Source organism: Halosolutus sp. DAT137 (assembly GCF_059736405.1).
On the sequence record NZ_JCAQID010000007.1, the window covers coordinates 129,433 to 155,626 of the forward strand.

Genomic DNA, 26,194 nt, shown 5'->3' on the forward strand with positions numbered 1-26,194 from the left:
TGGTCGGTATCGAGAACTGAGACAGTGTCGCTCCTCCCTTTCGACAGCGAGAGAGTCCCGTCGTTCACGGCGTCCTCAGAAATCAGAGATTTCTGATGGGCTTCACAAACCTTCGGTTTGCTCAACAGGCGTGAATCGCGTGCGCTCCGTTATTGTCTCACCATATCAACAAGTCAAGAGTGTCCACAATGCGGGTCGACAGACCGGACGACTCGGTATCAGGATACACTCACCTGTCCGTGTGGGTTTGACGGCCACGCCGATCTTATGGCATCAGAAACGTTCTTGAAGCGGCACACAGAGAAGGCAGTCAGGCCGATGGCACGGCCCGTGCGGTTCGAGTGGGACGACCACAACTGGTCGGAGCCACCACGCTCTTATCGTCCCAAAGAACAGCGCACAGACCCGAGTACCGTCCACCGTGACGGGAATGTTGCCTCCGTGGATTCTCAGGCAACCTGAGACTCCCACGCCGGAGAGGAAACCCCGTCGTTTGGCTCTGGTGAATCGCTGTAAGACGACGGGATAGGTCGTCAAATCAAAGGAAGTGAAGCGGGAAATCGGCGATGCCTATGTCGAAGATCTCCCGCTTCACGAGCAAGGCGGTCACGTTAGCTAAAAATGCTGTTGGTGGCCGAGGCGAAGCCGCCGCCCCCGAAGGGGGTGGGGGCTTCGCCGACTACGCCGTTGTTTCGCTCCACTGTCTCCGGATTTACCTAGAGAAATCCTACCGCGAGGCGCTTGATCTGCTGAGTGAGATGCCACAAATAGTGGCCGAGATCGGGCTTGATCCGGGCGATCTCCCTGATCACTCAACTTTGGTAAAGGCGTTTGATAGGTTCGAGATGAAAGTTTGGCGGGTGCTGCTGCGGCTGTCGGCGCAGCTGCGCGACACCGCCGATCACGCTGCGATGGACGCGACGTTTTTCGACCGCGAAACCGCCAGCAAGCACTACTGCCGCCGGACGAACTATCGCGTTCAAACGCTGAAAACGACCGCGCTCGTCGATACAAAAACGCAAGCTGTGCTTGACGTTCACTGCACGACCGAGAAACGGCACGACACGCAGATCGGCTGGCAACTCGCCCTCCGCAACGCGGGCGAGATTGCCAGCCTCGCCGCCGACAAAGGCTACGACTGGCAACGATTACGCGAGAAATTGCGCGAAGAGGACGTGAGACCGCTGATTAAGCACCGCGAGTTTCGACCCATCGATTGCGCGCATAATGCGCGCATCGATGGGTCTCTATACGGCCAAAGAGCACTGTCTGAGACCGTCTTCTCCACAATCAAGCGCACGCTCGGCCACGCGGTGCGTGCCCGAGCGTGGTACCTCGAATTTCGTGAGATCGTTTTGATGTGTGCGGTCTACAACATCAAGCGAGCCGTGAAACAGTGAAATCAAACGCCTTCTGGCGATTCACCAAAGCCCGTCGTTTACCACGGAGAGGATGTCATAGCGCTCGATCGTGTTCGTGCTCGAAATCCCGCTGGCGTCGGTACTGTTCGACGAACTCGCTGATGTCGAATTCGAGCATCTGTGACTCGAACTCGGTGACGGAGGTCTCGTCCTCGGCGTGACTGATCGCGTGTTCCATCAGTTCGACGATAAGTTCGACGACGACCTCGTGCAGTCGGCGCGAATCGAAGTCGGAAACCCACAGCAGCGTGTAGCCGACGGCCCCGTCTTCGGCGGCGTCGTGGACGACGAGTTTCTCGGGGAACTCCTCCATCGTGACGCCCATGAGGTGGGGCGTCCCGAACTCTTCGAACTCGTCGGCGGTGTCGATCGTCTCCCGGAGAATCTCGACGAGCGATTCCGGGAAGAACCGCGAGGGTGGGTGGACGTCGGTGACGACAGCGTGACGCTCGCCACACGGACACCGATACTCGCGCATCCCGAGGTCGATCGCGTGCGGGTCGAGGACCTCTCCACAGGGCAACTCCAGGCGGTCGTCTCGGGGACCCGGTACGCGGGGTTTTGCCATTATTCGTGGTTCGGCCGGGCCGGGCATAAGGCCGACGACTCACAGCGTCGCCGCGAGACTGTACATCTCGCCGACCGACTCCTCCCCGATCGTCGCGGCCAGACGCTCTGCGTGATCAACCAGCGGATCCGCGAGGTCCGGCGGCAGTGTGGCCGCGCTCGATCGCGTTGCGGCGAGGTGCGCCTGAAGATGGGACTCGGTCCAGGGAACCGGCTCGAGCAGTGTCCGCCGACGATCGATCGTCCAGCCGAATCCGGTGAATAGCCGCTCGAGCAGGTCCGCGGGGTAGAACGATAGCGCCGGTTGGCCCGTAGATAGCTCTGCGGCCGCGTTCTCTACGGCGAACAGATCGCGAACGGCGGCGTCCTCGGGTAGCGGCTCGTAGTCATCGACGACGAGGTGCGCACCGGGACGGGCTACTCGGGTTAGTTCGCCGGCGATCGCAGCCAGCGCCGCAGGTGGAACGACGTTGAATAGCGCGTGGGCGACGACGACGTCGATCGAGTTGGCCGGCAGCGGCGTAGTTCGGAGGTCGGCTTCGAGTACGGCGAGACGGTCCGCCGTGCCGGGTTCGGTTAGCGTTTCGTTGTCGAATCGTCGTCTGCCCTCAGCGAGTCGTGGCGTGTTTTCGCTGAACCGATCGCGAACGCGCCGGTTAGCCGTCCGCGCGTGCTCGCGATCGTTCGTCACGGCGTACACGCAACTTGCCCCGTTAGCAAGGAGCCCCGCCGTCGTGTTTCCGGGGCCACAGCCGGCATCCAGACAGATCGCGTTCTCGATCGGTCGGTCCTCGATCGCTGTCGTCACCGTTGCCGGAACGTCCATCCCGGTTCCGGTCAGTGGTGAAGCTGCTCGGGGACGGGACTCTCGTCGTGGCGGACCCGTTCGACGAGCGATCGCTGCGCGCCTTCATCCATGCCGTCGTACCGTCGCGCCGCGTCGAGGGCCATGGCGACCAGTTTCGGATCTCCCGGCGTGACGACGGTTGTCAATCCCTGTGCAGCCGCGAAGTCGAACCGCTCGTCGATCGCGGCCTGAGTGTCGACCGGCTCGTACCAGTTGGCGTACGGACGGTCCGCTTCGGGTAACTCGTCTGTCGAGGGCCACGAGCCGTTCGCGAAGGCTTTGATGCCGATCGTTCCGATGTTTTCCTCGTTCGCACGCTCGAGAACGGCCTCGTAGTCGTGGTCTGCGTCGTCCTTTCCGACGACGACCGGGTTCAGCGGGAACATCACCGTCGACAGATCGTCGATGCGATCGATCGCGTCGAGGATGAGCTGTGGGTTCCCGTGGCTCGTGAGGCCGATGTCGCCAACGAGTCCTTCCGACTGTGCGTCTCGAATCGCCTCGAGTGCGCCGCCCTCGGCCGTAATCGTCTCGAGTTCGTGTTCGTACTCGAGACCGTGGATCTGGTATAGGTCGATAAACTCGACGCCGAGGCGATCGAGCGAGCGTTCGAGTTTCTCCCGTGCCCCGTCGTACTCCCGCTCCATCGTCTTGCATCCGAGGTAGATTTCCTCGCGGTGCTGGCGGAGCTTGGGCCGCAGTTTCACCTCGGCGTCGCCGTAGGCCGGCGCGACGTCGAAGTGGGTGACGCCGCGATCGAGAACGAGTTCGACGAGCTGGTTTGCACCCTCCTGTTCGAGCCAGTTCAGGGCGATCGCCCCGAACGTCGCGAGGCTACTCTGGTGGCCGGTCGCTCCCAGGTCACGCGTCTTCATACCACTCTCATCGGACGGCACCGTTATAAGTCACCGCGACACGGCACGATCGTCGGCGTGCTCGCTATCGGATAGAACCGATCGCGTGAATAGGGTGGCGACGGCCCGCCGAGACCGTCCAAAAACCGAGGTGCCAGCCGAGTTCAGGGCCAGTCGTCTCGGACCGGTTCGGCATCGTCTTCCTCCGGTTCGGTGCTCGAGGCAAGTACCCAGTCGGCCGCCTCAGCGGCGTCTCCGATCGCGAGGTACTCCCAGCCGACGGTTTCCGCGAGCTGTTCGTCCTCGTCGCTGACGCCGATGAAGACGTGTCGGTCAGTGTCGAACTGCCCTTTGATACCCTCGAGACTCTCCTGTTTGCCGCGGGGACCGGAGAAGAAATCCTGCCGAATGCGGTTCTTGCGCGTGAAGTTCGTCACGACGTAGGTCGGCTTCTCGGAGACGACGCCAATATACTCGGACCACGTTCTGGCGTCCTCGAACACGGTTTCGGGGGAGGCGAGTTCTTTCAGCGCCTCGAGTTCGAACGCCAGGGTCATGTCGCTGTCGCCGTTCATACGTCAACGAAGACGTGCACCGGGGAAAACGGCTTCGATACTTCCCACATCAGGCTCACGACGGCGAATCTCTTCGGGAGATTCTCCGGAGTTCTCATACGGATCAGTGTCATCAATGACCGCCGAACGGCGAACCGCCTTGGCCGATCAGCGGTAACTACGGACACTGATCCGTATCAGGCGCACTCGACGCGGTAAGCGAGTAGGGTGGGGAGGAAGTCACTGTTCCTGGGTCGGTGCGAGGTCGTCGAGATCGACCGTTTCTGCGAGCAAGACATCTTTCTGGTCGGCGACGACACGCTGTTCGCGCATCAACTGCTTGAATTTGCTCTGTGGTGCGAGGTCTCCGATGAGGACGCCGCCGACGATCTTGCCGTCTTTGAACGCGACGCGTCGCCATTCGGTGTCGCTGTACTTGCGTTCGGCGTGGTCGTCGCCGAGAGTTGGATGACCAAAAGAAAGGAAGGGGAAATCAAAGTGCGTAATCGAATACGAGGAAACCCACTCGAACGGCTCTTTCTCGTCGTCTGCGGCCATGTTGACCGCGGCGACGCGCCCCTGTTCTTTCGCCGAGCCCCAGGACCCGTTCTGAGCCTGCTCACCGAGGAGCACGTCGTAGAATCGCGTGATGTCGCCGGCCGCGTAGACGTCCTCGACGTTCGTCTGCATGTACTCGTCGACGACGATCCCGTTGTTCTCTTCGAGTCCCGCCCCACGGAGGTACTCGGTGTTGAACGTCAGTCCGATCGCGACGCCCGCGAAGTCACACTCGTAGCGATCGCCGTTCGGGTCGACGGCGGCGGTGACGGTGCCCTCGCCGTCAGTCTCGAAGTGATCGACGCCACTGTCGAAGACGGGTTCGACGCCCTTGTCTCGCATTCCCTGGTGCATGATTTCGGCGCCCTCACCGGAGAGCGCATAGCGCCACCAGCGATCGCCGCGCATGAGGTACTTCCCCGAGACTCCCTGGGAGCCACAGACGGCGGCGAAGTCGATTCCGAGGAGGCCGGCACCGACGATGACGGCGTCGTCGGCCGCTTCTGCGCTTTCGCGGATCTTCCGGGCGTCCTGAAACGTCCAGAAGTGGTGGATGCCCTCGGCGTCACTGTTCTCGACCGGGAGTTGCGTCGGCGTCCCGCCGGTCGCGATCAGCAGTTTGTCGTAGGAGATCTCCTCACCTTCGTGCGTGTGGACGACCCTCCCGTCCGTATCGACGGTCGTGACGTGGGTGTTCAGCGAGAGGTCGATGTCACGCTCCTCGTACCACTCCTCGTCGTGGATCGAGATGGGGGCCTCCGGGAGCTTTCCTTTCGCGTGCTCCTTGATGAGAATCCGATTGTACAGAGCCTCCCCCTCATCGGTAATGACGGTAATCGACGACTCCGGGTCCTCTTCCCGGAGGGTCTCGGCGGCCGAACTGCCGGAGATCCCGTCACCGATGATGACGTACTTGGTCATATCCAGACCGTTCGTAATGCGGGTTAAAGTGGATTGCTATCTCGACTCTGTCACTCCACTGTCCAGCGGAGTCCTGTGCAAACGATCGTCCGCCGAAAACGCCGACACGCAGACGATCGGAACTTTTGACTCCACCATATGATGGGTCCCTGCCATCGTTGCCGTCCCGAGACAACCGGCACTCGCTTCCAGCCCGTTTCGCAACCACCGACCTCCTGTCCGTTTGGCCCCGTCCGAACCGCTCTTGACGGACGCACCCATAGGGCCGTGCATGAAGGTTCGACAGAACGCGCGTCACTTCGCGTCGCGAAAGGCACTCGAGACGCCGGTCGTCCGATCGCTCGCCAAGTCCGGACTGGTTCGCCTCCACACGAAAATCTTCACGAAGAAGGCAGATCCCGCCCACGCCGAGGAACGCACTGATCGCCTCGACGCCTTCTTCGAGGCGACGATGGACACCTACCTGCGGGCGCTCCAGGAGGGGTACTCCGAGGCCGAAGCCCGCGAGATCACCCACATTCAGGCCAATTTCGACTTCTACAATCACGGCTGGACCGAGATGATGGAGTTCCCCGGTGACGAACTCGACACTCACTACGATCGCTACCGCGACTTTTTCGAGACCTGGGAGATCACGATCGACGACCCGCTCGGGCAGTTCGCGCCGCCGGCGGGACTGCCGAGCGCTCCCTCGACGCCCGAGAAACTCGACGACCCCGAACACCCCTACGCCGAAGGCGGCTTCGCGGACGATGTCTACGTCGAAACCGAAGAGGGCGACCTCGTCGTCGGCGGGCAGGAGGAACCCGACGAGGTCGACGTTTCGAAAGCCGTCGGCGTCGACGAAGAGCCGATCGAGGACGACTGAATTCCGAGGGGCTAAGTGTCGGCCGCGTTCGGGTATACGTACCTAACTCATGGCGTTGAACGCGAACGATCGATCGATCGCGGGCTTTACGATGGCCGGCCACGCGCTGGTCCACTGGTTCGAGACGTCGATTCCGATCTTTCTGGTCGTCTGGCTCGCGACGTTCGACGTCAGCGTCGCCTTGCTCGGCCTCGTCGTCGCCCTCGGCTACGCGCCGTTCGGGCTGGGAGCGCTTCCGGGCGGCATTCTCGCCGATCGGTTCGGGACCAAACGGCTCATCCTCGTCTGTCTGGCCGGAATGAGCCTCGCCTTTCTCGTCCTCGCGATCGCCACGTCGATTTACGCGATCGCCATCGGCTTGCTCCTGTGGGGAATCGCTGCGAGCATCTACCACCCGGCCGGTCTCGCGCTCATCAGCACGGGCGTCGAGGACCGGGGAACCGTCTTCGCCTGGCACGGCATCGCGGGGAACGCGGGGATCGCCCTCGGCCCGTTCGTCGCCGCGACGCTGCTCATCTTCCTCGAGTGGCAACTCGTCGCAGCCCTGCTCGCCGTTCCCGGCCTGCTCGCGGTGGCCTACGGCCTCTCGGCGGAGTTCGAGCCGACCGCTGCGGTGGCAGACGAGGCGGACGCCGGTCCCGACGAGGCGCTGTCGCTGTCGGACCTGCTGGGCAACTCTCGCGCCCTGTTCGCGAGCGCCTTCGCGATCGTCTTCGTCATCGTCACCTTCGAGGGACTCTACTACCGGGGAATGCTCACCTACCTCCCCGAGATTCTCCACGGGCTCCCCGCGATGGACGCACTCGCCATTCCATCGGGACTCGAGGGGATCGAACCCGCCGACTACATTTACGTCGGCCTGCTGGTCGTCGGGATGGCCGGCCAGTACGTCGGCGGCAAACTGACGAGTCGGTTCGCTCCGGCCCGCGGTCTCGCCGCGATCTTCGCCGTCCTCGCCGTGCTGGCAGTCGCGTTCGTCCCCGTGACGACCATGGGACTCGGCGCGATTGTCGTCCTCTGTGGCGTCTTCGGCTTCTTCCTCTTTGCGATCCAGCCGTTCTACCAGAACGCCGTCGCCGTCTACACGCCGCCGGACAGCCGCGGACTCTCCTACGGCTACACCTACCTGGGCGAGTTCGGCCTCGGCTCCGCGAGCATCGCGATCGGCGGCTTCGTCCTCGGCAGCCTGTCGCTTGCGGCGTTTTTCCTCCTGATCGCCGGCTTCGCACTCGCTGGTGGCTTGTTGTCGATCGGGCTACTGGCCGGTCTCGATCGGTTCTTCGAGAGCGAGACGCGCCCCGTCGGAAGCGCAGACGCAGAAGATTGACCAACGGGCGATCGGCGGTGGGACACTGCTCGTCAGAGTAGGAAACGGGCTGTTGGAAACGTTCTGTACTGGACAATGACTAGCTGATGAATATAGAGATGGAAGTCGGCAGATGGATCGTGCGAACTAAACCGGAACTTTTATGTAAGTGTGTAAAGTTCGCTTTACTGTAAAGGAGACTTTACGGAAAGCGAGGTTGACACCAGTAATGACAGAAATACTATCAATAATCGACCAATCCCGATCGCCGGAAACGTACAAACGACTGACGATAGCCTGTTTCGTGTTTGCAGGAATTGCCCTCGGTGTGGGAACCGCACTCGAATTCCCGCTGGTCGCCGTCGGACTCTACGTTCTCGGAATGGCTGGAGGCATGATGCTCCCCTATATAATGGATTACACGTTGTTCGACGAGCGAGACGACACGATCCATCAGCGCGCGAGCGGCGTCACACTCGCCGCGTTCGGGTGGCTCGCAGCCATCGTGTTCCCATCGCTGGTGGCGCTCTCGACGACCTCGTACTTCGAGTGGGGACCTGTGGCGGGCACTCTCTCGATCACGACCGCAGTGGTGTACATCACTTATGCCCTTTTCCTCGGGTACTACCGATAGCGATGGATTCAAGGATCCGCGAGGAGCGGCAAGCCCGCAACGAGAGTCAGGCAAACCTCGCAGAGGCCGTTGGCGTCTCTCGTCAAACGATCAACGCCATCGAACGTGACCGGTACGATCCCTCGCTGGAACTCGCGTTCAAACTCGCAGATTATTTCGATTGTGCAATCGAAGACCTATTCGATCCTGACCTCAACGACACCAAGGAGTCCTAACTCGTCATCGTGTGAGATACGCGTTTCGTATCTCGCACGCTTCAGCCAACCTGTCCCACATCTATCAGAAGGAGGATGCAAGATCCGGACGAGGAGCCTCGCAAATGCGCTACGGTTTCAACGGGAGGCCCATCCTGCCGTTCGAGCGCATGACTTCTCTGTTGCGGTCGGGCCACGCCAGTAACCGATCACGTAGCAACTCCCCATCGGCTGTCTTCGGATCGTAGCCTCCGACTTTGGCGGTGAGCGTCAACACAATCCAGCCACCGTATCCGAGAATAACAGTCACGCCAGTCAGTATAGCTATTGAGACGCACACCCTCACAAGACGCTTTCTGAACCGTACATCTGTATTATACGATTCCGCTACTGATGTCATACCTGCAACCACTATGATTGGTGTCAAAAAGCTAGTGGCACTTCTCTCGATGACACAGTGCTGCAGTCGCGCCCTGGACTCAGCAGGAATACAGAACTATGTCACTTCTCAAGGGTTTTAGCGAAGCCGAAACGAACCAACCGCTGTCGGATCAGGGACGAACCCTCCGTCGTAATTCCTTCTCACGCACGCGCTCACGCTCGCCGTCACCGAAGTGATCGACGGATCGCAGGCCCGCCTCGATCGCGCTACCCGCACGCCGTATCGGGAACTGTGGCGCACTCGCGATGCCGGCATAGGAGACGCCGTCACCGACCTCGGCCGAAAGATCCTGCGGAACCAGCGCTGACGAGTAGCCCGCCTCGTACACCGGCTGTCGGAAGCGCGTCGACTCGACCGATCGCAGGTCGCGTCGATCGAACGCCGGAAACCGCGCGGAGAACGCCTCGAGCCACTCCCGTTCGATCGTCGCCAGCGAGTCGCCGCGGTCGGCGGCCCCGCCGCCGTCGCGAAGGAGGTACCAGTGGGTCCCACTGGAGCGATCGACCGGGGCTAGCGCCGTCTCTGCGAGAAGTTCGCCAAACGGGGCGTCGTCGGTCATCGTCGTCCGATAGACGTCGGTCAGCGGGGTCGCCGTCGTAATCCGAACGCAGGTCCGCACTGTCATCGGTAGCGAACAGCGGTAGCCGGTGAGTCGTTCCAGTTCGTCGGGACCCGTCGCGAGGACGACCGCGTCGACGGGGATCCGCTTCTGCTCGATACGCTCGTTCCGGTCGACGACGATCGACTCGACTGCGCTCCCGTCGGCGGTCTCCTCGAATTCGACTGCCCTCACCGTTTCGTCGGTTCGGACTCGATCGGTACCGATCGAGTCGATCAGGGCGTCTCTGAGGCTGACCCGCCCACCGGCGAGAACGCCCCGAATCTCCCGGCCCGCGCGCGTCGTCTCGCGTTCGCCCCGCAGCCGATCGAGCACCCACGCGGCGCTGATCTCGGGTGCGCGGGTGCCGAATTGCGCCGCGAGAAGCGGCTCGACGAACCGGTCGTAGACGCGTTTCGACGCGTGCTCGCGACAGAACTGATCAGCTGGAACGTCGACGAACGCCGTGGGGTCGTCGTAGGCTCCGCGTTTCGGGAGGTTTCGCGGGAAGCCGCGTACGTCGACGCTACTCGTTAGCGCGGCCAATCGCGCGGTATCCCCGAGCGAGAGGTGCGGGGCGGCGAAAAACTCCCACGGCACGTCCAGCGGATGGACGACGCCGTCGACGTACGCACCCGTTCGAACCCGTCGCCACTCGAGGGCCGAATCGAGTCCCAGCTCGGCCAGCAACGAGAGCGCCGGGTCGTCCCGTCGCCGGGAAAACGAAACGGGACCAGCCTCGATCGGGCCTTCGCGTCCCGCTGCCGACTCCGTACGTCCGCCACGCTCGTCACTTGCCTCGACGTTGCTCGCCCCGAACACCCGTACGTCGTGACCCCGGCGAGCGAGTCGGGTTGCCGCCGCGAGTCCGGAGACGGTCGCGCCGACGACGGCGATCATGTTCGCACGACGGGGTCGCTGGCTCTTTGCAGTTGCGGATATCGTCGGGTTCGTGACTGTTCGATCGCCGGACCCTACCGCTGTGGCGTGCCGGCGGCTGGTCGTCGTCGTTCGCTACCTTTTTGCCTGCACTCTGGAAAGAAATCGGCATGCTCACTGTGCGGGCACCGGCGACGAGCGCGAACCTCGGGAGTGGCTTCGACGTCTTCGGCGTCGCTCTCGGGACGCCCGCCGACGTGATCCGCGTCGAACGCGCCCCGGAAACGCGGATTACGGTCACCGGCGCTGGCAGCCAGTACATCCCGGAGGACCCGGCACAGAACACCGTCGGTGCCGTCGCGGACGCTCTCGACGCGCCGGCTCACATCAAGATCGACAAAGGCGTTCGCCCGTCGTCCGGGCTCGGGTCGTCGGCGGCAAGCGCGGCCGGCGCAGCCGTCGCGCTGAACGCCCTCTACGATCGCGGCCTCTCGCGGGAAGAACTCGTCCCGATCGCCGCCGAAGGCGAGGCCCTCGTCTCGGGCGAGGCCCACGCGGACAACGTCGCCCCGTCGTTGCTCGGGGGTTTTACGATCGTCACCGACGACGGCGTCACGCAGGTCGATACGTCGATTCCGCTCGTGGTCTGTCTCCCCGAAACGACGGTCTCGACCCGCGACGCCCGCGGCGTCATCCCCGAGTCGACGTCGATGGCAAACGTCGTCGAAACCGTCGGAAACGCTGCGACCCTCAGCGTCGGGATGGCTCGAAACGATCCCGTCCTGGTCGGTCGTGGAATGACGGATAGCATCGTCACGCCCGAACGCGAGGCGCTCATCGACGGCTACGACGGCGTCCGCGAGGCCGCCTTCAATGCCGGCGCGACTGGCGTCACGGTCAGCGGAGCCGGACCGGGCGTGATCGCGGTCTGTCACGCCGCCGACCAGCGTCGGGTTGCCGGGTCGATGATCGACGCCTTCGACGACGCCGGGATCGAGAGTCGGGCCTACCAGACGACCGTCAGCGAGGGCGCGCGGCTCTATCGCGACTGAGTAGCGATGGGTGTCCGGACGGACGCGGGGCTAGCACTGATCGCACTCGCCGTCTTTTTGGGTGCGTTCGCTCTCGTCGATGCCGCGCTTTCGATTCTCGGATTTATCGTGGGTGCCACAGGAACGATCGCGTTCGAACTACTCGCGTTTCGCCACGTCGAGACCGTTCGCCGCGTCTGGGAGCGTCCCGTCGTCCAGATCGTCTCGCTCGTCGGGGCGGTCGCGATCGCCGCCGGCGGTGCGATCGTCGCTCCCGCGATCGTTCTCTCGGCGGGAATCGGGTCGCTGGTGACGTATCTGGTCGTTCTGGCCGTCGTTCCGGCGATGCGTCTGTAGTCAGCGATCGTCGCCTCCGCGTTCCTGTCGGTGCATCCCCTTCGATCGGGACACCTTCAGCCGCCGCGTCGTGTCCTCACCCTCGATCGCCGCGTCGTGTCCTCACCCTCGATCGCCGCGTCGTGTCCTCACCCCCGATCGCTGCGTCGCCTTCTCCGCGCCCGCGCTCTTGGGGTCCGTGCGATCACGCCCGTCCGATCACGCGAAGCGGTTCGATCGAACCCGGAGTAACGACGGCCTAGGTGGTGTTATGGCGGCTGTAACCCTCGGATGCCATCAGATAACTAACCGTGACATTCTGGAACCGATGACTGTATGCGGAGGGTGTTCGACGGGGTGGGAACTGCTGGGTCGTTGGTCGAGGGTGGGGAACCACTGGACGATGATCGGGGATCACTGGACGACGATCGGGAACCAGATGATGAGCGTCCAGTACGTCTCTTCCGGGGGGCACAGGCCGACCGAAGGCGGGCACAGGCGCACGTTCTCGGGTTCGTCGTGCTTCTCGGTATCGTTGCCACGGGCAGTATCGCGATCGTCCTCCTCGGGACGGCCGGTCTCGACGCCTACGAGACGGCCGCGGAGGTCGAATCCGCCGAAGGGGCGCTGGTCGAATTCGCCCACGCGGCCGAAACGGCGACGATCGCCGACGATCCGGTCCCCGTCTCTGTCGGCGCGTTCGATCGAGGGACCGTCGAAACCCGTGGAGACGCGGGCCGGATACGCGTCGTCCACGAGACCGATACGGGGACCGAGGAACTCCACAGCGAACCGCTCGGAACGCTCCGGTATGCGAATAGCGACACCGAAATCGCGTATCAGGGCGGCGGCGTGTGGCGGTCCGACGGGAACGATTCGATCCCCGTCTCTTCGCCATCCCTCGAGTACCGAGAGGGAACGCTCACGTTTTCGATCGCACAACTGGCCGACACCGAAACTCGCGGCAACGGTTTCAGCGGGAGCGTCCGGCGGTCCGGCTCCGTGACCAGTCTCGACCTTCGCGAAGACGATCCGACGGTGCCACGGGGCGGGACCGGCGACGTTCGGATCCAAATCGAGAGCGCGTACTGTGACGGCTGGGAGCGGGAAATCGACGCCGCGGTTCCGGGGAGCGTCACGGAACGCTGTTCGGCGGGGAGCGCCGATCGCGTCGAGTTCGAACTGACAGTTCCGCCGACAGTCGACGCCATCGATAGCGCCATCGTCGCTCACGAGATCGATGTCCACACGAATGCACCTCGGATCGACGGCGACGTCAGAGCCGCTTCGATCGACGAGGACCGAGTCAACGGGAACGTGATCGAGGAGGGCTACGACTACCCGTCGATCGACGAGACGGTCTCCGAACTGGTCGCAGACTGTGAGACTAAGGGCGTCGAGGAACTCCCCGAGGAGGTAACCGAACCCGGCCGCTACTGCGTCGACAGCATCGACGACGACCACGCGTTTGACACGTCCGCCGGCGACATTCAGGTCGTCGTCCGGGACTCGATTGGGGATCCGAACTATCAGGGTCGGCTGGACGTCGAGGGCGAACACGACCTGACGATCGTCGTCGACGGCGATCTCAACGCGCGCGGAAACGCCGTGATCGGGAACGAGACAGACCCCTCCCGGACGCGACTACTGTTCTCCGCCGACAGTACCGTGGCGACGGCAAACGGATCTCCGACGATCGCGGCGCTGCTCTACGCGCCAGATTCGACGGTCACTGCCCAGGGGAATCCGACGATCGACGGGAGCATCGTGGCCGATCGGGTCGAGATCGGAAACGTCCGACCCGGCGGCGTCGGGTACGATGACCGGATCTCGGGCGTCGAGATTGCCCCCAGTCCTGGCCCGCCGCTCTACTACCTCGACGTGACCGCGTCCGAACTCACGATCGACGACTGAGTAGCGACCGGAACTTCGGTCGAATCTCGATCCGTTCGGGGGTCCGGAATTTTTACGTCGATTCGCCAACGGTTCGCCAGCGACGAGCGTATATCCGGGGGAGGGGGTCGATCTTTGCGCGACGAACCGCCGATGGCACCGTCGATACCCGCGTCGAGACGCTGGCCGGGAGCGGCCCGTGAGGAACCGACGAGACCGCGGTCGGATTCTTCGAAACCGGTCTCCGGCCGGCGTATCCCGGGCCGCGTTGGGTCGACTCGTACAGCTCTTCGAATTTCGAGTGACCGCTGGTGACGCCCTTTCGCCCCTCCGTGATGGCTTCTTTCGCCTTCTGCTGGATCGCCACGTTCGTCGCGTCCGGTTTAATTTCGTCAACGTATGTTTTGACCTCGGCTGCAGCCTCGGAGCCGCCGGCGGACTCGATCGCATCGAGATCGACGACGTCGTCGAGTTCGTCCCTGAGCTGTCGCAACTCGTTCCCGAAGTCGACGAGATCGACGGTGTTCCAGAGTTCTCGTAGTTTGATGACGTGTCCGATCGTGCTGAAGTCGAGCGCCAGATCCGGATCGGTCTCACGAATGGCGGCCGGAAGCTCGTCGAGGTCGAGGAGGTCCGGGAGCGCCGACACCTCGACGACGTCCGACAGCCGATCGAGGTCGATCGTGCCGAGGAGGTCCTCGACCTCTCTGAGGATATCCCACAGTTCGTTCGCCGTCGCCGAGAGCGTCTCGTCCGGTGAGCCGGTGTCGGCTTCTCCTACCAGGCGTTCGGTTCCCGTTTTGAGTCGATCGGACAGCTGCTCGATAGGAGTCGGAGACGTTGCGCGGCTCATGGGAGAAAGAGGCTTCACACGGAGAAAACGGGCGTGCTTGCCGATCGTTTCGGTTCCAGCGTGTCGGCGGTGGTAACGAGTGTCAGTAACCCACGACTGAAGTCGTTGGCTTCCTCCCCGTATCTGTGTGAGTTGGCCGCCGGTCAGACGCCGCGTCCCTGCAGTTTTTCCTCCTCGGCCAGATCGGCGTTCGCGTCGCCTTTCATGCTCTTGCCGAGGTTCTTCGAGATCTCCGCGAGCGTCTCGGGGTCGTCCCAGTTGGTGGTCGCCTCGACGATCGCGTCGGCCATCTCCGGCGGATTCTCCGCGCCGAAGATGCCGCTGCCGACGAAGATGCCGTCGCACTCGTGGTGCATCATGAGCGCGGCGTCTGCCGGCGTCGCGATCCCGCCGGCTGCGAAGTTCACGACCGGGAGTCGCCCCATCTCGGCGGTCTCTTGGACGAGTTCGGCGGGGGCCTCGATCTCGCGGGCGTAGGCCTCGCGTTCCTCGTGTTTCATGCCTTCGAGTTCGCGAATCGCCCCCTTGATCGTCCGCTGATGGTGGACCGCCTGGTTGACGTCGCCGGTGCCGGCTTCGCCTTTGGTGCGGATCATCGCCGCACCCTCGTTGATTCGCCGCAGCGCCTCCCCGAGGTTTCGTGCGCCACAGACGAACGGCGCGGTAAAGTCGCGCTTGTCGATGTGATAGGCGTCGTCTGCGGGGGTGAGCACTTCGCTTTCGTCGATCATGTCGACACCGACGGCCTCGAGGATCTGGGCCTCTTTCGTGTGACCGATACGGGATTTGCCCATCACCGGGATCGAGACCTCCTCGACGATCTCCGCGACGTCCGCTGGATCGGCCATCCGGGCGACGCCGCCACGTTTGCGGATGTCCGCGGGGACTGCCTCGAGCGCCATGACGGCGACCGCACCGGCGTCCTCGGCGATTCGGGCCTGTTCTTTGTTGACGACGTCCATGATCACGCCGCCTTTCTGCATCCTGGCGAATCCCCGCTTGACGAGATCCGTCCCGCGTCGCAGTTCCTCGAGATCGGTGTCTGCTGCCATGCGCGGCCGTTAGGAGCCACCGCACTTACGCGTGTCCTTTGCGGACGTTTCTCTCGAACGGGCCACGCGGCCGGAAATCGTCTCTGTGGCAGGCCGCGCCAATCGCTATCGTTTTGCGTCTGCCGTTCGTCGCGCCTGACGAACACGATGTCTCCGTCGACCGGGCTCCCCGATCGCGAGCCCCTGCCGACCTATCTCGCGCCCGTCCCGAAGACGATCGAAGACCTCGGTCTCCGGTTTGCGTGGCTGATCGTCGCGATCAACCTCGCCGGGACGGCCTTTGGCTTCTGGTACTACTCGGCGCAGTTCGCCCGCACGCCTGCGGTGATGTGGCCGTGGGTCCCCGACAGCCCGATGGCGACGCTGCTGATCGCGCTGGCTATCGCGGCCTGGAAACTCGGTTACGAACTCCCGTGGCTGACCGCACTCGCGTTTTTCGGAAACGTTATTCTCGGTCTGTGGACGCCGTACACCCTGCTGGTATTCTACGACGTTTACGCGACCCAGACCCACCCGCTGATGTACCAGTTTCTCTTCTGGAGTCACCTCGGGATGGTCGTACAGGCGTTCGTTCTCCACCGGATCTCCGACTTTCCCGTCTGGAGCGTCGCGGTTGCGCTCGTCTGGTACACCGGTAACCTGATCGTCGACTACTTCGTTCCCGTCGTCGGCGGCGTGCCCCACCATACGACGATCCCCGTTCCGCGAGACGAAGTGATGTTCCTCGGAGCCGACGCGCTGGGCGTCGTCGCAGCGGGCGAAGTGACGTTTACGCTGCTCGCACTCTTTCTCGCGCTCGCGACAACGGTCAAAAAATGCGAAGCGACTCGCTCCCGAGTCGCCAGCGACCACTCGGTGAGCGAGAGTGAAACGAATCGGTGACCCCCTCTCGAACCCGGACGAAAGACGATCGATCGTCGATCGCTACTCGAGGATCACGACAGCCGAGTCGGTCTCGAGCATGTCGCCTTCGCCCGAGTAGGTGCGTTCGAGTTCGATCTCGAACAGGTCCTCAGCGAGTTCCTCACCTGCAACACGCAAGACACGGCCCTCTCGCGGGCCTTGCCCGCTCGAGTCATCCGCAGAGCGTGACTCCGCGCTCTCGTCGTCGATCTCGTACTCGCCGCTATCGATCCCGGCGTCGATCTCACCCACTTTCGAGCCGTATTTCGGCCCGAGCGTCGCGTAATCGAGATCGATCGCCGCGACCTCGGTCGAGATTTCGGGAGCCGATTCGAGCACCGTCAACTCCTCGACGTGCATCACGTTCTGGATCGCGTCCTCGAAGCCCTCGATCGGTCCGTACACCGAGACGGACTCGAGGTCGGCGTTCAGCGGCAGCTGATTCTCGCTTTTGTACCGTCGTAGCGCGGAGATGACCTCCATTGCGGTCTCGCCGGCCGTGAGGTCGGCCTCGTACCCCTGGAGAGTCGGCCAGTCGCGGGTGTGAATGCTCTCGAGGTCGCCCACATCCGACTCCTGTGAGTCGCCATCGGCGTAGACGGCCTGCCAGATCTCCTCCGTAACGTGGGGCAGAATGGGTGCCCAGAGTTCGAGGAAGGTCTGGTGGGCCGTCCGCAGGGCGTACTGCGTCGAGGGGTTGTCCGCGCGACCTTTGGCGATCTCGAGGTAGTCGTCACAGAACGTGTTCCAGAAGAACGTCCGCAGTCGATCACGCGCCTTGGCGAACTCGTAGTCCTCGAAGTGGGCCGTGAGATCGTCGATCGCGTCGTCGAGTTCGGCCAGCAGCCAGCGATCGATCGCGTCGAGTTCGTCGGGTTCGTCGGGGTGGGCAGGTGCGAGGCTGTCGACGAGTTTCGAGGCGTTCCAGAGCTTCCGCAGGAGTTTCTCACCCGCAGTGAGGTCCTTCTCCTGGTAGGGGAAGTCGTCGCCGACGGCGGCACTCGCCGCCCAGAAACGGACGGCGTCGACGGGGTACTCCGAGAGCACCGCGTCGGGTTCGACGACGTTCCCCTTCGACTTGGACATCTTCTCGCGGTTCTCGTCAAGCACGTGGCCGTTGATCAGCGTCGCATCGAAGGGCACCTCGCCGGTGTGTTCGTAGCACTTGACGATCGTGTGGAACAGCCAGAATGAGATGATGTCGTGGCCCTGGGGACGGAGGTCGAACGGGTAGAGTTCTGGGTTCTCCATCGTAAACTCCTCGGCCTTGTCGTCCCAGTCCCAGCCGGCGTTGATCAGCGGCGTCAGCGAAGAGGTCGCCCAGGTGTCGAAGACGTCCTCCTCGGCCTCGAACGCGTCCGGTCCCTCGTTCCCACACTCGGGACAGGCGTCAACGGGCGGGTCGTCGCTCAGGGGATCGACCGGCAGGTCCTCCCGCTCGGCCATGATCTCGTGGTCGCACTCCGTACAGTACCAGACCGGGAACGGAATCCCCGAGTCGCGCTGGCGGGAGATCAGCCAGTCCCACTCCAGCCCCTCGATCCAGTGACGGTAGCGGGTGAACATCTTCTCGGGGTACCAGTCCATCTCCCGGCCGGCCTCGAGATACTCCTCCTTGTGGTCGAGGATTTCGACGTACCACTGCTTCGAGACGCGGTACTCGACGGGCGTGTCACACCGTTCGTGGACGCCGACGTCGTGGACGTGGTCGCGCCGATCGCGGAGGTAGCCAGCCTCGTCTAAGTCCTCGACGATCGCCTCGCGGGCTTGTTCCGTCGAGAGCCCTTCGTAGTTGCCGGCGAGGTCGGTCATCGTCGCGGTCTCGTCGATCGCCACTCGAAGCGGCAGGTCGTGGGCTTGGTACCACTCGATGTCGTTCTGGTCGCCGAAGGTACAGCACATCACGATGCCGGAGCCGGTTTCCATGTCGACGCGCTCGTCCGCGATGATCGGCACCTCGTGGCCGAAAAGCGGAATTCGGGCCATCCGGCCGACGAGGTCCTGATTCTCCTCGTCGTCGGGGTGGACGAAGACGGAGACGCAAGCAGGGATGAGTTCCGGGCGGGTCGTCGAGATGACGAACTCCTCACGGGATGTGTCGCCATCTTCCCCGACAACCTCGAACGCGATATCGTTGAAGTGAGAGTGGCGCTCGTCGTCTTCGGTCTCGACCTGCGAAATCGCCGTCTCGCACTCCGGACACCAGATCGCGGGAGCCTTCTTGCGGTACTCGCGCCCCTTCTCGTAGAGATCGAGGAAAGATAGCTGAGAGATTCGCTGGACGCGAGGCTCGATCGTCTTGTAGGTGTGGTTCCAGTCGATCGAGGTGCCCAGGGCCTGCATCTTCTCCGTGAACTCGTCCTCGTACTGCTGGCAGACCTCCCGACAGCGTTCCTGGAACTCGCGGCGCTCGAAATCCTGGTGGCGAATGTCGAGTTCCTCCTCTGTCAGGCGTTCGCTGGCGATCCCGTTGTCGTCGTAGCCAAAGGGAAAGAGGACCTCGCCGTCGAACATCCGCTGGAACCGGGCGGCGAAATCCTGCAGGGTCGAGCCGTAGAGGTGGCCCATGTGCAGGCTGCCAGAGACCGTCGGCGGCGGCGTGTCGATCGCGTAGACGGTGTTGGGGTCTCGCTTCGGGTCGCCGTCGTAGGCGTAGACATCCTCGTCGACCCAGCGATCCTGCCACCGGGACTCGACCGCTTCGGGGTCGTAGCCCCCCTCGAGAGTCGCCTCGTCGGACCGTCCTCGCTCCTCCTCCTGCTCGGCCGCATCCGTGCTCATGCTCTCACCGCCCGAATCGGGCGTCGTCGGTACGTCGTCGTGGCGTCGAACCTGTAGTCGATCATTGGGAATACCGGTCGTTGCTCGGTGAATGCTGGTCGCAGACAATACATCCGTCGAAACGGGGCGGGTGATGCGGGGCTAGACTGCCCCTACGAAAACGGACTGGCCGGAATCGGGCGACCACACCGGATCGGTATCCGAAGCTGCGACGGAGTCGGTCACAGGTACAGCTAGCTTCGCCAACCCTGTTAGCTGTTTCGCGTCTCGTCCGTCTCGTCGCGCGGCTCTCGATCGGTCGAAATATTGCACCCAAAATAGTAATAATGCATTGAATGAATATAATATATTAATTAGTCTATGAGCGTATTACTAGTCGGCCCGCGTGCAGGGGCAGAAGTTCAGACGGTCGAGCGGGCACTCACTCGTCGAGGAGTCGAGACGACAGTGTGGAACGTCGAACAGTGGCCGGGAGACGGGTCGATCACCGTACACCAGCGGGAAACGGGACTCGACATCCGAATCGAGGGAACCACCATCGACGCCGATCGGTTTCACACGGTGTACCTTCGCGACCTCGGGATGGACGTTCGGTACCCCGAGTACGAGTCACAACTTGTCGAGCGACCGCTCGCGACGCTCAACCAGCTTCGGGAGTATCGGGCGGTGTTCGAGTCGATCCTCCGCCAACTGCAGGATCGTGGTGTCCGGATCGTCAACCCGCTCGCGGGCCAGCGCGTCCACCGGCACAAGCCGTGGCAACTGTCCGCCCTCGCAGCGGCCGACGTCCCCGTCCCGGAGACGCTCACCACGACCGATCCCGAGGCCGTCAGCGCGTTCGTCGATCGGTTCGAGGACGTCATCTACAAGCCCGTTGGCGGCGGCGGACACGCGAAACTGCTCTCCGACGACGACCTGACCGACGAGCGTCTTTCGCTGCTCTCGAACGTGCCGGTTCAGTTTCAGGAACGGATCGTCGGTGACGACATCCGCGTGTTCGTCGTCGACGGTGCAGCAGTCGCAGCCGTCAGAACCACCTCGGCGGAACTCGACTACCGGGCCGGCGAGACGGAGACGACCGTCGAGCGGATTCCGCTCGCGGAACTGGATCCTGCCCTCGAAGCTGCTGCCATTGACGCGGCGCGACGACTCGACCTCTCGTTCGCCGGCGTCGACCTGATCGACGGCACCGATCGGGCCTGCGTTCTCGAGGCCAACCCGTCCCCGATGTTCGCGGCGATCGACGAGCAGGCCGGAACGACCGTCGCGGACGAACTCGCGGCCCATCTGGCTGCCCCCGAACGCTCGGAATCCGCAAATGACCGATAACGAAGCCCACCGACCGACGACCGCCCCTCCGTCCCGGCCGGCCGAGGTCGATCCGGCGGAGCTCGACGGCGAGTTCGGATTCACCTGGGGCGAGACCGGGGAGACGGTCTGGCTCCGTAACGATGCGGGCTCGTACAAACGGATCGAACCGGCGTTTCTCGATCGGCTCACTGAACTGGCCGACTCCCGGCGGGATCTCGAATCGCTCGACGAACCGATCGTGCGGACGCTCGAACTGCTCGCTCGCGAGGGGTATCTCGTCCCCGACGGCGAGGTACGACGAATCGAGACGCCGCTGGGAATCCGGCTGTGGCCTCGGGTCATCGCGTTCTGTGGGGCGATCGGTCTCTGTCTCGGGCTGCTCGTCGTTCGGAGTGCGGAGCTTCGGCAGCTTCCGTCCGCACTCGAGATCGACCTGTCGCTCGTCGCGATGGTCGTCGCCGTGACGCTTCTGACGACGGCGACCCACGAACTCGGCCACTACACCGTGAGCAAACGGTACTTCGATCCGACCGTTCGGCTTACCCTGCTCAACCGCGTCGTTCCGGCGGTCGTGACGCGGACGACGGACGCCTGGCAGTGTCCGCGTAGCGTTCGGCTGTGGATCAGTCTCGCCGGCCCGTTCGTCGACGCCGTCTTCGCAGTCGCGTTCGCCGCCGCGTTCGTCGCGTTTCCAGCGGTCTCGATGTTCGGGCTCTTCGCCGTCTTGCTCGTCCTTCGAATCGTATTCGTCCTGAACCCGCTTATGGAGGGCGACGGCTACTGGTTGCTCGTCGATCTGTTCGGGTGGCACAATCTCCGGAGCCGCGGGTTCACCGATCTCAAACGGGGGACCCTGTCGGCTCCTGCGGGATACGCACTCGCCGTGATCGCGTTCACGATCGCGCTCGTGGCGGGCAACGCGTACCTCGCGCTCGTCGTTCTCGGGCCGTGGTGACGGTTTGTAGAATGCACCTGTCCCCTCCTTTTTTCATTCTGGAGGGGGGTCGATTCGGCGCGGTCCGCTCACTCGCGATGGGGGGCGTCGAGCGAAACGAGGGGGGTGCCTCCCGACTTAGAACAGGAAATAGCCGCCACAACCCGTCTCGAAGCAGGCCATAGTGGTGATTCCGCTTGCGTTTTCGCGCTCTTCTAGGTCCGCAACGAAGTGGATCGGATCGGAGTTGTTTGCGTCCATATCCACTAATCCATACTATACCACATTATAAAAATTTTATCTAGAAATATACTAGATAAGAACTCAAAGGTGGTGGATACAACTCGAGAACGGCTTGCCCACGGACGGTACGGAGGCTTCCCTCGTCGCAGCGCCCGTCAGACGGCGATTCGATTCGCCGTGTCCTCGTGCAGATGCCGCGAGGACGCTCGCGACTGTGGGTTGTGAGTTTGCGTTGGGATCGAGTCGACGACGATCGCATGTTCCCGTACGATTATATTACTCTCGTGAAATATTGGAGAGTATGCTTCCGGCTGACGGTTTTAACAACTACCTCGGCGTTCAGGCCGTGTTCTACGCGTACGTCGCGCTGACGATCGGGATCACGATCGGTCTCTGGCGGATCGTCGTTCCCACGGACCTGGTGGTCGTCGCGTTTCTGGTCGTCGGCGCGGTGCTTCTGGTGCCGTTCTGGCCGCTGTTCGCGTCACGCCATCCGGAACACGCTGACGCCGAATGACGAGATTTCGCCGTCTGCATCCTCGTTCGCTTCGATTCAGACGTCTTCGTGCTCGGAGGAATCGTCCGTCAGATGAATCACGGCTCGTGACTCGCTCGCGTACGTCACCGCACCGTCCAGATACGACGCCAGTCGATCGAGAAAGCCCCCTTCGGCGTCGTGTTCGTCGACGCTGACGAGGGTGATCCGATCGTGATTGCGGGCGTCGTAGTCGCCTTGCATCACCACCGAAAACAGTTCCCGCGGGGTCACCGGTTCGCCCGCGTCCAGCCGCGTCGCAATTCCGTCGAGCGAGGATTCGACCGTCGTCTCTACCTCGAACGAGACGTTGACCGAGACGCTTTCGTCCCGGTCGGTCGCCGCCAGATACTCCTCGGAACTCCTAATCGCGGGTTCGAGGATTTCCTCGAAATCGACGCCGTAGCGCGCCGTCCCGAGGTAGACGAACGCGAACATCGCTCGAAGCCCGTCGAGAAACGCCTCATCGGTCGCCGTCCGCTCGAATATCTGCCGGCGGTCTTTTTCGGGAAGCGTGTGCAACAGCAGGTCAAAATCGAGCGTTGCCGCGTGAATCCGCCGCCGAATCCGCGCTTCGGCGTTCCGTTTCGACTGTTCGTGGCCGAACTCTCGCTCGCCGAGCAGGTACGCTCGGTCGGTCGGACTGAGGACGCCCCGTTCGCGATCGATCGTCGTGTCCATAATCGAATTCCGATTATACGTACTCCGTTTCCATCCGAAGCGCTATGAATCTCCCGGTGCCACTAGGGTCCAATGATCGTGATCCGGAGTTCGATGGGCGCATGAGCGGAGGGCTGGCCAGGCGGTACGCGGAGACGATCGTCTCTCACAGCCGACTCGTAGTCGTCCTCGTCCTCCTGCTGACCGCCGTCGTCGCCGCCGGCGCGGCGATCGGAGAGAGCGAAGACGGCGAAATCGGCCAGTTCGACGTCGACTCCGAGGAGACGCGCGCACTCGACGAGATCGACGCGACCTACGGGACCGACGACGCGATCGTCGCCCAACTCGTCGTTCGGGACGAGGGCGGCGACGTGCTGACCCGCGACTCCCTGCTCGAGGGATTGCGACTGCAACAGGACATCCGCGAGGACGACGATCTGAACGCGACACTCGACGACCAGGGCGTCGTTGCACTCGAGAACGTCGTCGCGACGGCTGCGGTCTTCGAGGATCGGCGGGCGGAGGCTGGCGGTCCGTCGGATGGAAGCGACCGGGCAGAGGGGGACGGCCCGCCAACCGAACAGACAGACGGAGATGGTCCGCCAGCCGACGCCGGCCAGATCGATACGAGTCAGCCGACGCTCGACGAACAGATCGAGGCGCTCGAGTCCCGATCGGACGCGGAGGTCGATGACCTGCTCGCGGACGTGCTCGATCCCGACGAGAACGGTGACGGGGGCCAGCCTGGCCCCCAGCCAGGTGCCGGCGATCCCGCCGAGTTCCTGCCGACCGACTACGAACCCGGCTCGACCACTGCAGACGCGCGGATCGCGTTCATCTTCCAGGTCGACGACAGCGGTCCCGACGAGGACCCGGAAGCGGCCTACGCGGCGCAGGTCGCGATCGCCCAGCTCGTCGACGAGCGCTTCGAGGACGCGTTCGTCTTCGGGCAGGGAATCGCCGACGAGGCCTCGGCTAACGCCGTCGGCGACAGCTTCGCGATCATCACGCCCGTCGCGCTGATTCTCGTGCTGTTCGCACTCGGCACGGCCTACCGGGACGTGGTCGACGTGCTGATCAGCCTCTTTGGCATCGCCGTGGTGATGGCCTGGCTCGGCGGAATCATGGGCTGGCTCGAGATTCCAATGAGCCAGCTATTGATCGCCGTCCCCTTCCTGCTGATCGGGCTCAGTATCGACTACTCGTTGCACGTGGTCATGCGCGCCCGCGAGGCGCGAGCGGGACTGCTCGATCGCGACCGCCGTGTCGCGACGGCTGACAGCACCGAGATGACGGCTCCCGACGGGGGCGACGATGGCGCTCGCGATCGAACCGATGCCGGAACCGGCTCCGGTCGAAGTATCCGCGGCGGGATGGCCCTCGGCCTGACGGGGGTCGTGCTCGCGCTTGCGGCTGCGACGTTCTCGACCGGAGTCGGCTTCCTCTCGAACGTCGTCAGCCCGCTGCCGGCGATTCAAGATTTCGCGATTCTCTCCGCCGGCGGGATTCTCGCGACGTTCGTCGCCTTCGCCGTCCTCGTGCCGGCGCTGAAAGTCGAGGTCGACGACCTGCTCGAAAACCGGTTCGGGATCGATCGTGCCAAACAGCCGTTCGGTACCGGAACGGGCGTCGTCAACCGGGTCCTCTCGGGCGGCGTCTCGCTCGTTCAGCGAGCCCCGCTCGCCGTCGTCCTCGTCGCACTCCTGTTGGCCGTCGGCGGAGCCTACGGTGCGACGGGGATCGACACGGAGTTCAACCAGGCCGATTTCCTGCCCGAAGACGCCCCCGAGTGGGCCAAATCGCTCCCCGGACCGCTCGCGCCGGGGACGTACACGATCAGCGACGACGCCGCCTACCTCGGCGACAACTTCCGAGAACGCGGCGAGGGGAGTCAGACCCAGGTGTTGATACGGGGTGACGTGACCGATCCGACGACGCTCGCGGCGATCGAAAACGCCAGCGACGGCGTCGACCGGAACTCCGCAGAAACGATCGTCGTCCGATCGAACGGGCAGGCGGCGATCGACAGTCCGGTTTCGGTCATCCGAGACGTTGCAGCCGAAAACGAGTCCGTCGCCGCCGCACTCGACGAGCGCGATACGACAGGCGACGGGTTGCCGGACGAAGACGTCGAAGGGTTCTACGACGAACTCTACGAGGCCGACGAGGACGCCGCGTCGTCGGTGCTCTACCGAACCGACGACGGAGGCGATTACGAGTACCAATCGGCCCGTCTCCTCGTCAGCGTTCAGGGTAACGCTGCCGCACAGGACGTCGCTGGGGACACCCGCTGGCTCGCGTCGTCGATCGAATCCGGTGCCGGCGGATCGGTGACGGCGGTCGCCGCCGGCGGCCCGGTCACGACCGCCGTCGTCCAGGACGCCCTGCTCGAGACGCTCGTCCAGGCGTTTGCGGTCACGCTGGTCGTCATCCTCGCGTTCCTCACCGTGCTCTACTGGGTGCGGTACCGATCGCTCTCGCTCGGAATCGTGACGCTCGCACCCGTCGTAGCCGCGCTGGCATGGTTGCTGGGAACGATGGCGCTGCTCGATCTCCCGTTCAACAGCGAAACCGCCGTCATCACCAGCCTCGCGATCGGGCTGGGCGTCGATTACAGCATCCACGTTGGCGAGCGGTTCGTGGATGAACTGCGAGGAGCCAGCGGCTCCTCGGGGTCGGGAGCGGGGAGCGCCGCGACCCGTGAACGCGGCCGGCAGGACTCGCTCGAGGGTGCACTCGCCGCGACCGTCACCGGAACCGGCGGAGCGTTGCTCGGCAGTGCGCTAACGACGGCGGCCGGGTTCGGCGTGCTCGCACTCGCCCTCGCGCCGCCGCTCCAGCGCTTTGGGATCGTGACGGGGCTGAGCATCATCTTCGCGTTCGTCGCCTGCCTCACGGTTTTACCGTGTCTGCTCGTCTTGCGCGAACGCGTCCTCACACGGATCGGAACCGGCAACTGATATATAACTGTAGGGGGCCGACTGGCGATCCATCAATCGAGTCGCCCCCTTAACGTCGA

At 63.5% G+C, this 26,194-nt stretch carries 25 protein-coding genes and 1 pseudogene; 14 read left to right on the forward strand and 12 right to left on the reverse strand.

Features of this window, described 5'->3' with window-relative positions; genetic code table 11:
• Nucleotides 1-168 precede the first annotated feature (168 nt).
• Both AC6I6L_RS10255 and AC6I6L_RS10260 read left to right on the forward strand, forming a co-directional pair.
• Nucleotides 169-462 (forward strand): annotated as a pseudogene (locus AC6I6L_RS10255) (zinc ribbon domain-containing protein); the annotation flags it as partial.
• A gap of 110 nt (nucleotides 463-572) precedes the next feature.
• Nucleotides 573-1,400: an IS5 family transposase gene (locus tag AC6I6L_RS10260; RefSeq protein WP_497917662.1), complete on the forward strand. Its 828-nt coding sequence runs from the start codon at nucleotides 573-575 to the stop codon at nucleotides 1,398-1,400.
• Nucleotides 1,401-1,455: 55 nt separating this feature from the next.
• Here the strand turns inward: AC6I6L_RS10260 and AC6I6L_RS10265 are convergent, their stop codons facing one another.
• From AC6I6L_RS10265 to AC6I6L_RS10285, 5 genes are all read right to left on the reverse strand, one after another.
• On the reverse strand, nucleotides 1,456-1,989 hold the full coding sequence (locus AC6I6L_RS10265; RefSeq protein WP_497917663.1) for a DUF5815 family protein: 534 nt from the start codon (nucleotides 1,987-1,989) through the stop codon (nucleotides 1,456-1,458).
• 39 nt (nucleotides 1,990-2,028) lie between these two features.
• Nucleotides 2,029-2,814: a class I SAM-dependent methyltransferase gene (locus AC6I6L_RS10270; RefSeq protein ID WP_497917664.1), complete on the reverse strand. Its 786-nt coding sequence runs from the start codon at nucleotides 2,812-2,814 to the stop codon at nucleotides 2,029-2,031.
• Between the two features lie 11 nt (nucleotides 2,815-2,825).
• Nucleotides 2,826-3,710 carry an aldo/keto reductase gene (locus AC6I6L_RS10275; protein WP_497917665.1) on the reverse strand — a complete coding sequence of 295 codons (885 nt, stop codon included), beginning with the start codon at nucleotides 3,708-3,710 and terminating at the stop codon, nucleotides 2,826-2,828.
• 143 nt (nucleotides 3,711-3,853) lie between these two features.
• A complete protein-coding gene (locus AC6I6L_RS10280) occupies nucleotides 3,854-4,264 on the reverse strand; it encodes a DUF7124 domain-containing protein (RefSeq protein ID WP_497917666.1) in 411 nt (136 codons plus the stop codon).
• A gap of 219 nt (nucleotides 4,265-4,483) precedes the next feature.
• Entirely contained in the window at nucleotides 4,484-5,722 is a 1,239-nt protein-coding gene (locus AC6I6L_RS10285) for an NAD(P)/FAD-dependent oxidoreductase (RefSeq protein WP_497917667.1), read from the reverse strand.
• Nucleotides 5,723-5,993: 271 nt separating this feature from the next.
• On the opposite strand from AC6I6L_RS10285, the gene AC6I6L_RS10290 reads away from it, so the two are divergent.
• The 4 genes from AC6I6L_RS10290 (at nucleotide 5,994) to AC6I6L_RS10305 (ending at nucleotide 8,745) form a co-directional block, all read left to right on the forward strand.
• Nucleotides 5,994-6,590 (forward strand): DUF6149 family protein, encoded by a 597-nt coding sequence (locus tag AC6I6L_RS10290; RefSeq protein WP_497917668.1) that lies wholly within the window; start codon nucleotides 5,994-5,996, stop codon nucleotides 6,588-6,590.
• Nucleotides 6,591-6,639: 49 nt separating this feature from the next.
• Nucleotides 6,640-7,917, forward strand: coding sequence for an MFS transporter (locus tag AC6I6L_RS10295; protein WP_497917669.1), 1,278 nt, complete (start codon nucleotides 6,640-6,642; stop codon nucleotides 7,915-7,917).
• Nucleotides 7,918-8,125: 208 nt separating this feature from the next.
• Nucleotides 8,126-8,530 (forward strand): DUF2178 domain-containing protein, encoded by a 405-nt coding sequence (locus tag AC6I6L_RS10300; RefSeq protein ID WP_497917670.1) that lies wholly within the window; start codon nucleotides 8,126-8,128, stop codon nucleotides 8,528-8,530.
• Nucleotides 8,531-8,532: 2 nt separating this feature from the next.
• A complete protein-coding gene (locus tag AC6I6L_RS10305) occupies nucleotides 8,533-8,745 on the forward strand; it encodes a helix-turn-helix transcriptional regulator (protein WP_497917671.1) in 213 nt (70 codons plus the stop codon).
• Nucleotides 8,746-8,854: 109 nt separating this feature from the next.
• Here AC6I6L_RS10305 and AC6I6L_RS10310 read toward each other — a convergent pair whose 3' ends face one another.
• Together AC6I6L_RS10310 and AC6I6L_RS10315 are read right to left on the reverse strand one after the other, a co-directional pair.
• Nucleotides 8,855-9,124 (reverse strand): hypothetical protein, encoded by a 270-nt coding sequence (locus AC6I6L_RS10310; RefSeq protein WP_497917672.1) that lies wholly within the window; start codon nucleotides 9,122-9,124, stop codon nucleotides 8,855-8,857.
• Nucleotides 9,125-9,275: 151 nt separating this feature from the next.
• Nucleotides 9,276-10,664: an FAD-dependent oxidoreductase gene (locus AC6I6L_RS10315; RefSeq protein ID WP_497917673.1), complete on the reverse strand. Its 1,389-nt coding sequence runs from the start codon at nucleotides 10,662-10,664 to the stop codon at nucleotides 9,276-9,278.
• Nucleotides 10,665-10,813: 149 nt separating this feature from the next.
• Between AC6I6L_RS10315 and AC6I6L_RS10320 the strand changes: the two genes are divergently transcribed.
• The 3 genes from AC6I6L_RS10320 to AC6I6L_RS10330 all read left to right on the forward strand — a co-directional run bounded on the left by AC6I6L_RS10320 (nucleotide 10,814) and on the right by AC6I6L_RS10330 (nucleotide 13,924).
• Entirely contained in the window at nucleotides 10,814-11,695 is an 882-nt protein-coding gene (locus tag AC6I6L_RS10320) for a homoserine kinase (RefSeq protein WP_497917674.1), read from the forward strand.
• Nucleotides 11,696-11,701: 6 nt separating this feature from the next.
• Complete coding sequence (locus AC6I6L_RS10325) at nucleotides 11,702-12,031, forward strand: hypothetical protein (protein WP_497917675.1); 330 nt, start codon at nucleotides 11,702-11,704, stop codon at nucleotides 12,029-12,031.
• Between the two features lie 336 nt (nucleotides 12,032-12,367).
• Entirely contained in the window at nucleotides 12,368-13,924 is a 1,557-nt protein-coding gene (locus tag AC6I6L_RS10330) for a DUF7289 family protein (protein WP_497917676.1), read from the forward strand.
• 52 nt (nucleotides 13,925-13,976) lie between these two features.
• Here the strand turns inward: AC6I6L_RS10330 and AC6I6L_RS10335 are convergent, their stop codons facing one another.
• On the reverse strand, nucleotides 13,977-14,756 hold the full coding sequence (locus AC6I6L_RS10335) for a hypothetical protein (protein WP_497917677.1): 780 nt from the start codon (nucleotides 14,754-14,756) through the stop codon (nucleotides 13,977-13,979).
• A gap of 143 nt (nucleotides 14,757-14,899) precedes the next feature.
• The gene (pdxS, locus tag AC6I6L_RS10340) at nucleotides 14,900-15,808 is read right to left on the reverse strand and encodes a pyridoxal 5'-phosphate synthase lyase subunit PdxS (RefSeq protein WP_497917678.1); all 909 of its coding nucleotides are present in this window, start codon (nucleotides 15,806-15,808) and stop codon (nucleotides 14,900-14,902) included.
• Between the two features lie 147 nt (nucleotides 15,809-15,955).
• Between pdxS and AC6I6L_RS10345 the strand changes: the two genes are divergently transcribed.
• The gene (locus AC6I6L_RS10345) at nucleotides 15,956-16,690 is read left to right on the forward strand and encodes a DUF1405 domain-containing protein (RefSeq protein WP_497917679.1); all 735 of its coding nucleotides are present in this window, start codon (nucleotides 15,956-15,958) and stop codon (nucleotides 16,688-16,690) included.
• 42 nt (nucleotides 16,691-16,732) lie between these two features.
• Here the strand turns inward: AC6I6L_RS10345 and AC6I6L_RS10350 are convergent, their stop codons facing one another.
• Nucleotides 16,733-19,600: a valine--tRNA ligase gene (locus AC6I6L_RS10350; protein WP_497917680.1), complete on the reverse strand. Its 2,868-nt coding sequence runs from the start codon at nucleotides 19,598-19,600 to the stop codon at nucleotides 16,733-16,735.
• Between the two features lie 252 nt (nucleotides 19,601-19,852).
• Between AC6I6L_RS10350 and AC6I6L_RS10355 the strand changes: the two genes are divergently transcribed.
• On the forward strand, nucleotides 19,853-20,821 hold the full coding sequence (locus tag AC6I6L_RS10355) for an ATP-grasp domain-containing protein (RefSeq protein ID WP_497917681.1): 969 nt from the start codon (nucleotides 19,853-19,855) through the stop codon (nucleotides 20,819-20,821).
• A complete protein-coding gene (locus AC6I6L_RS10360) occupies nucleotides 20,811-21,758 on the forward strand; it encodes a hypothetical protein (protein ID WP_497917682.1) in 948 nt (315 codons plus the stop codon). Before AC6I6L_RS10355 ends, AC6I6L_RS10360 begins: the two co-directional genes overlap by 11 nt.
• A 117-nt stretch (nucleotides 21,759-21,875) precedes the next feature.
• Here AC6I6L_RS10360 and AC6I6L_RS10365 read toward each other — a convergent pair whose 3' ends face one another.
• Nucleotides 21,876-21,998, reverse strand: a complete 123-nt coding sequence (locus tag AC6I6L_RS10365; RefSeq protein WP_497917683.1) for a hypothetical protein — start codon at nucleotides 21,996-21,998, stop codon at nucleotides 21,876-21,878.
• Nucleotides 21,999-22,281: 283 nt separating this feature from the next.
• Between AC6I6L_RS10365 and AC6I6L_RS10370 the strand changes: the two genes are divergently transcribed.
• On the forward strand, nucleotides 22,282-22,497 hold the full coding sequence (locus AC6I6L_RS10370) for a hypothetical protein (protein ID WP_497917684.1): 216 nt from the start codon (nucleotides 22,282-22,284) through the stop codon (nucleotides 22,495-22,497).
• Nucleotides 22,498-22,533: 36 nt separating this feature from the next.
• On the opposite strand, the gene AC6I6L_RS10375 is transcribed toward AC6I6L_RS10370, so the two are convergent.
• Nucleotides 22,534-23,196: a DUF8102 family protein gene (locus tag AC6I6L_RS10375; protein ID WP_497917685.1), complete on the reverse strand. Its 663-nt coding sequence runs from the start codon at nucleotides 23,194-23,196 to the stop codon at nucleotides 22,534-22,536.
• 101 nt (nucleotides 23,197-23,297) lie between these two features.
• On the opposite strand from AC6I6L_RS10375, the gene AC6I6L_RS10380 reads away from it, so the two are divergent.
• Entirely contained in the window at nucleotides 23,298-26,135 is a 2,838-nt protein-coding gene (locus tag AC6I6L_RS10380; RefSeq protein WP_497917686.1) for an efflux RND transporter permease subunit, read from the forward strand.
• Nucleotides 26,136-26,194 lie beyond the last annotated feature (59 nt).

What these genes read in the sequence shown, in the direction of transcription:
- AC6I6L_RS10270 (WP_497917664.1), bottom strand. Translation starts at nt 2,814, where the DNA reads ATGGACGTTCCGGCAACGGTGACGACAGCGATCGAGGACCGACCGATC.
- AC6I6L_RS10345 (WP_497917679.1), top strand. Translation starts at nt 15,956, where the DNA reads ATGTCTCCGTCGACCGGGCTCCCCGATCGCGAGCCCCTGCCGACCTAT.
- AC6I6L_RS10365 (WP_497917683.1), bottom strand. Translation starts at nt 21,998, where the DNA reads ATGGACGCAAACAACTCCGATCCGATCCACTTCGTTGCGGACCTAGAA.
- AC6I6L_RS10335 (WP_497917677.1), bottom strand. Translation starts at nt 14,756, where the DNA reads ATGAGCCGCGCAACGTCTCCGACTCCTATCGAGCAGCTGTCCGATCGA.
- AC6I6L_RS10290 (WP_497917668.1), top strand. Translation starts at nt 5,994, where the DNA reads ATGAAGGTTCGACAGAACGCGCGTCACTTCGCGTCGCGAAAGGCACTC.
- AC6I6L_RS10260 (WP_497917662.1), top strand. Translation starts at nt 573, where the DNA reads ATGTCGAAGATCTCCCGCTTCACGAGCAAGGCGGTCACGTTAGCTAAA.
- AC6I6L_RS10355 (WP_497917681.1), top strand. Translation starts at nt 19,853, where the DNA reads ATGAGCGTATTACTAGTCGGCCCGCGTGCAGGGGCAGAAGTTCAGACG.
- pdxS (WP_497917678.1), bottom strand. Translation starts at nt 15,808, where the DNA reads ATGGCAGCAGACACCGATCTCGAGGAACTGCGACGCGGGACGGATCTC.
- AC6I6L_RS10275 (WP_497917665.1), bottom strand. Translation starts at nt 3,710, where the DNA reads ATGAAGACGCGTGACCTGGGAGCGACCGGCCACCAGAGTAGCCTCGCG.
- AC6I6L_RS10295 (WP_497917669.1), top strand. Translation starts at nt 6,640, where the DNA reads ATGGCGTTGAACGCGAACGATCGATCGATCGCGGGCTTTACGATGGCC.
- AC6I6L_RS10380 (WP_497917686.1), top strand. Translation starts at nt 23,298, where the DNA reads ATGAGCGGAGGGCTGGCCAGGCGGTACGCGGAGACGATCGTCTCTCAC.
- AC6I6L_RS10310 (WP_497917672.1), bottom strand. Translation starts at nt 9,124, where the DNA reads ATGACATCAGTAGCGGAATCGTATAATACAGATGTACGGTTCAGAAAG.
- AC6I6L_RS10280 (WP_497917666.1), bottom strand. Translation starts at nt 4,264, where the DNA reads ATGAACGGCGACAGCGACATGACCCTGGCGTTCGAACTCGAGGCGCTG.
- AC6I6L_RS10285 (WP_497917667.1), bottom strand. Translation starts at nt 5,722, where the DNA reads ATGACCAAGTACGTCATCATCGGTGACGGGATCTCCGGCAGTTCGGCC.
- AC6I6L_RS10315 (WP_497917673.1), bottom strand. Translation starts at nt 10,664, where the DNA reads ATGATCGCCGTCGTCGGCGCGACCGTCTCCGGACTCGCGGCGGCAACC.
- AC6I6L_RS10300 (WP_497917670.1), top strand. Translation starts at nt 8,126, where the DNA reads ATGACAGAAATACTATCAATAATCGACCAATCCCGATCGCCGGAAACG.
- AC6I6L_RS10265 (WP_497917663.1), bottom strand. Translation starts at nt 1,989, where the DNA reads ATGGCAAAACCCCGCGTACCGGGTCCCCGAGACGACCGCCTGGAGTTG.
- AC6I6L_RS10325 (WP_497917675.1), top strand. Translation starts at nt 11,702, where the DNA reads ATGGGTGTCCGGACGGACGCGGGGCTAGCACTGATCGCACTCGCCGTC.
- AC6I6L_RS10320 (WP_497917674.1), top strand. Translation starts at nt 10,814, where the DNA reads ATGCTCACTGTGCGGGCACCGGCGACGAGCGCGAACCTCGGGAGTGGC.
- AC6I6L_RS10375 (WP_497917685.1), bottom strand. Translation starts at nt 23,196, where the DNA reads ATGGACACGACGATCGATCGCGAACGGGGCGTCCTCAGTCCGACCGAC.
- AC6I6L_RS10305 (WP_497917671.1), top strand. Translation starts at nt 8,533, where the DNA reads ATGGATTCAAGGATCCGCGAGGAGCGGCAAGCCCGCAACGAGAGTCAG.
- AC6I6L_RS10370 (WP_497917684.1), top strand. Translation starts at nt 22,282, where the DNA reads ATGCTTCCGGCTGACGGTTTTAACAACTACCTCGGCGTTCAGGCCGTG.
- AC6I6L_RS10360 (WP_497917682.1), top strand. Translation starts at nt 20,811, where the DNA reads ATGACCGATAACGAAGCCCACCGACCGACGACCGCCCCTCCGTCCCGG.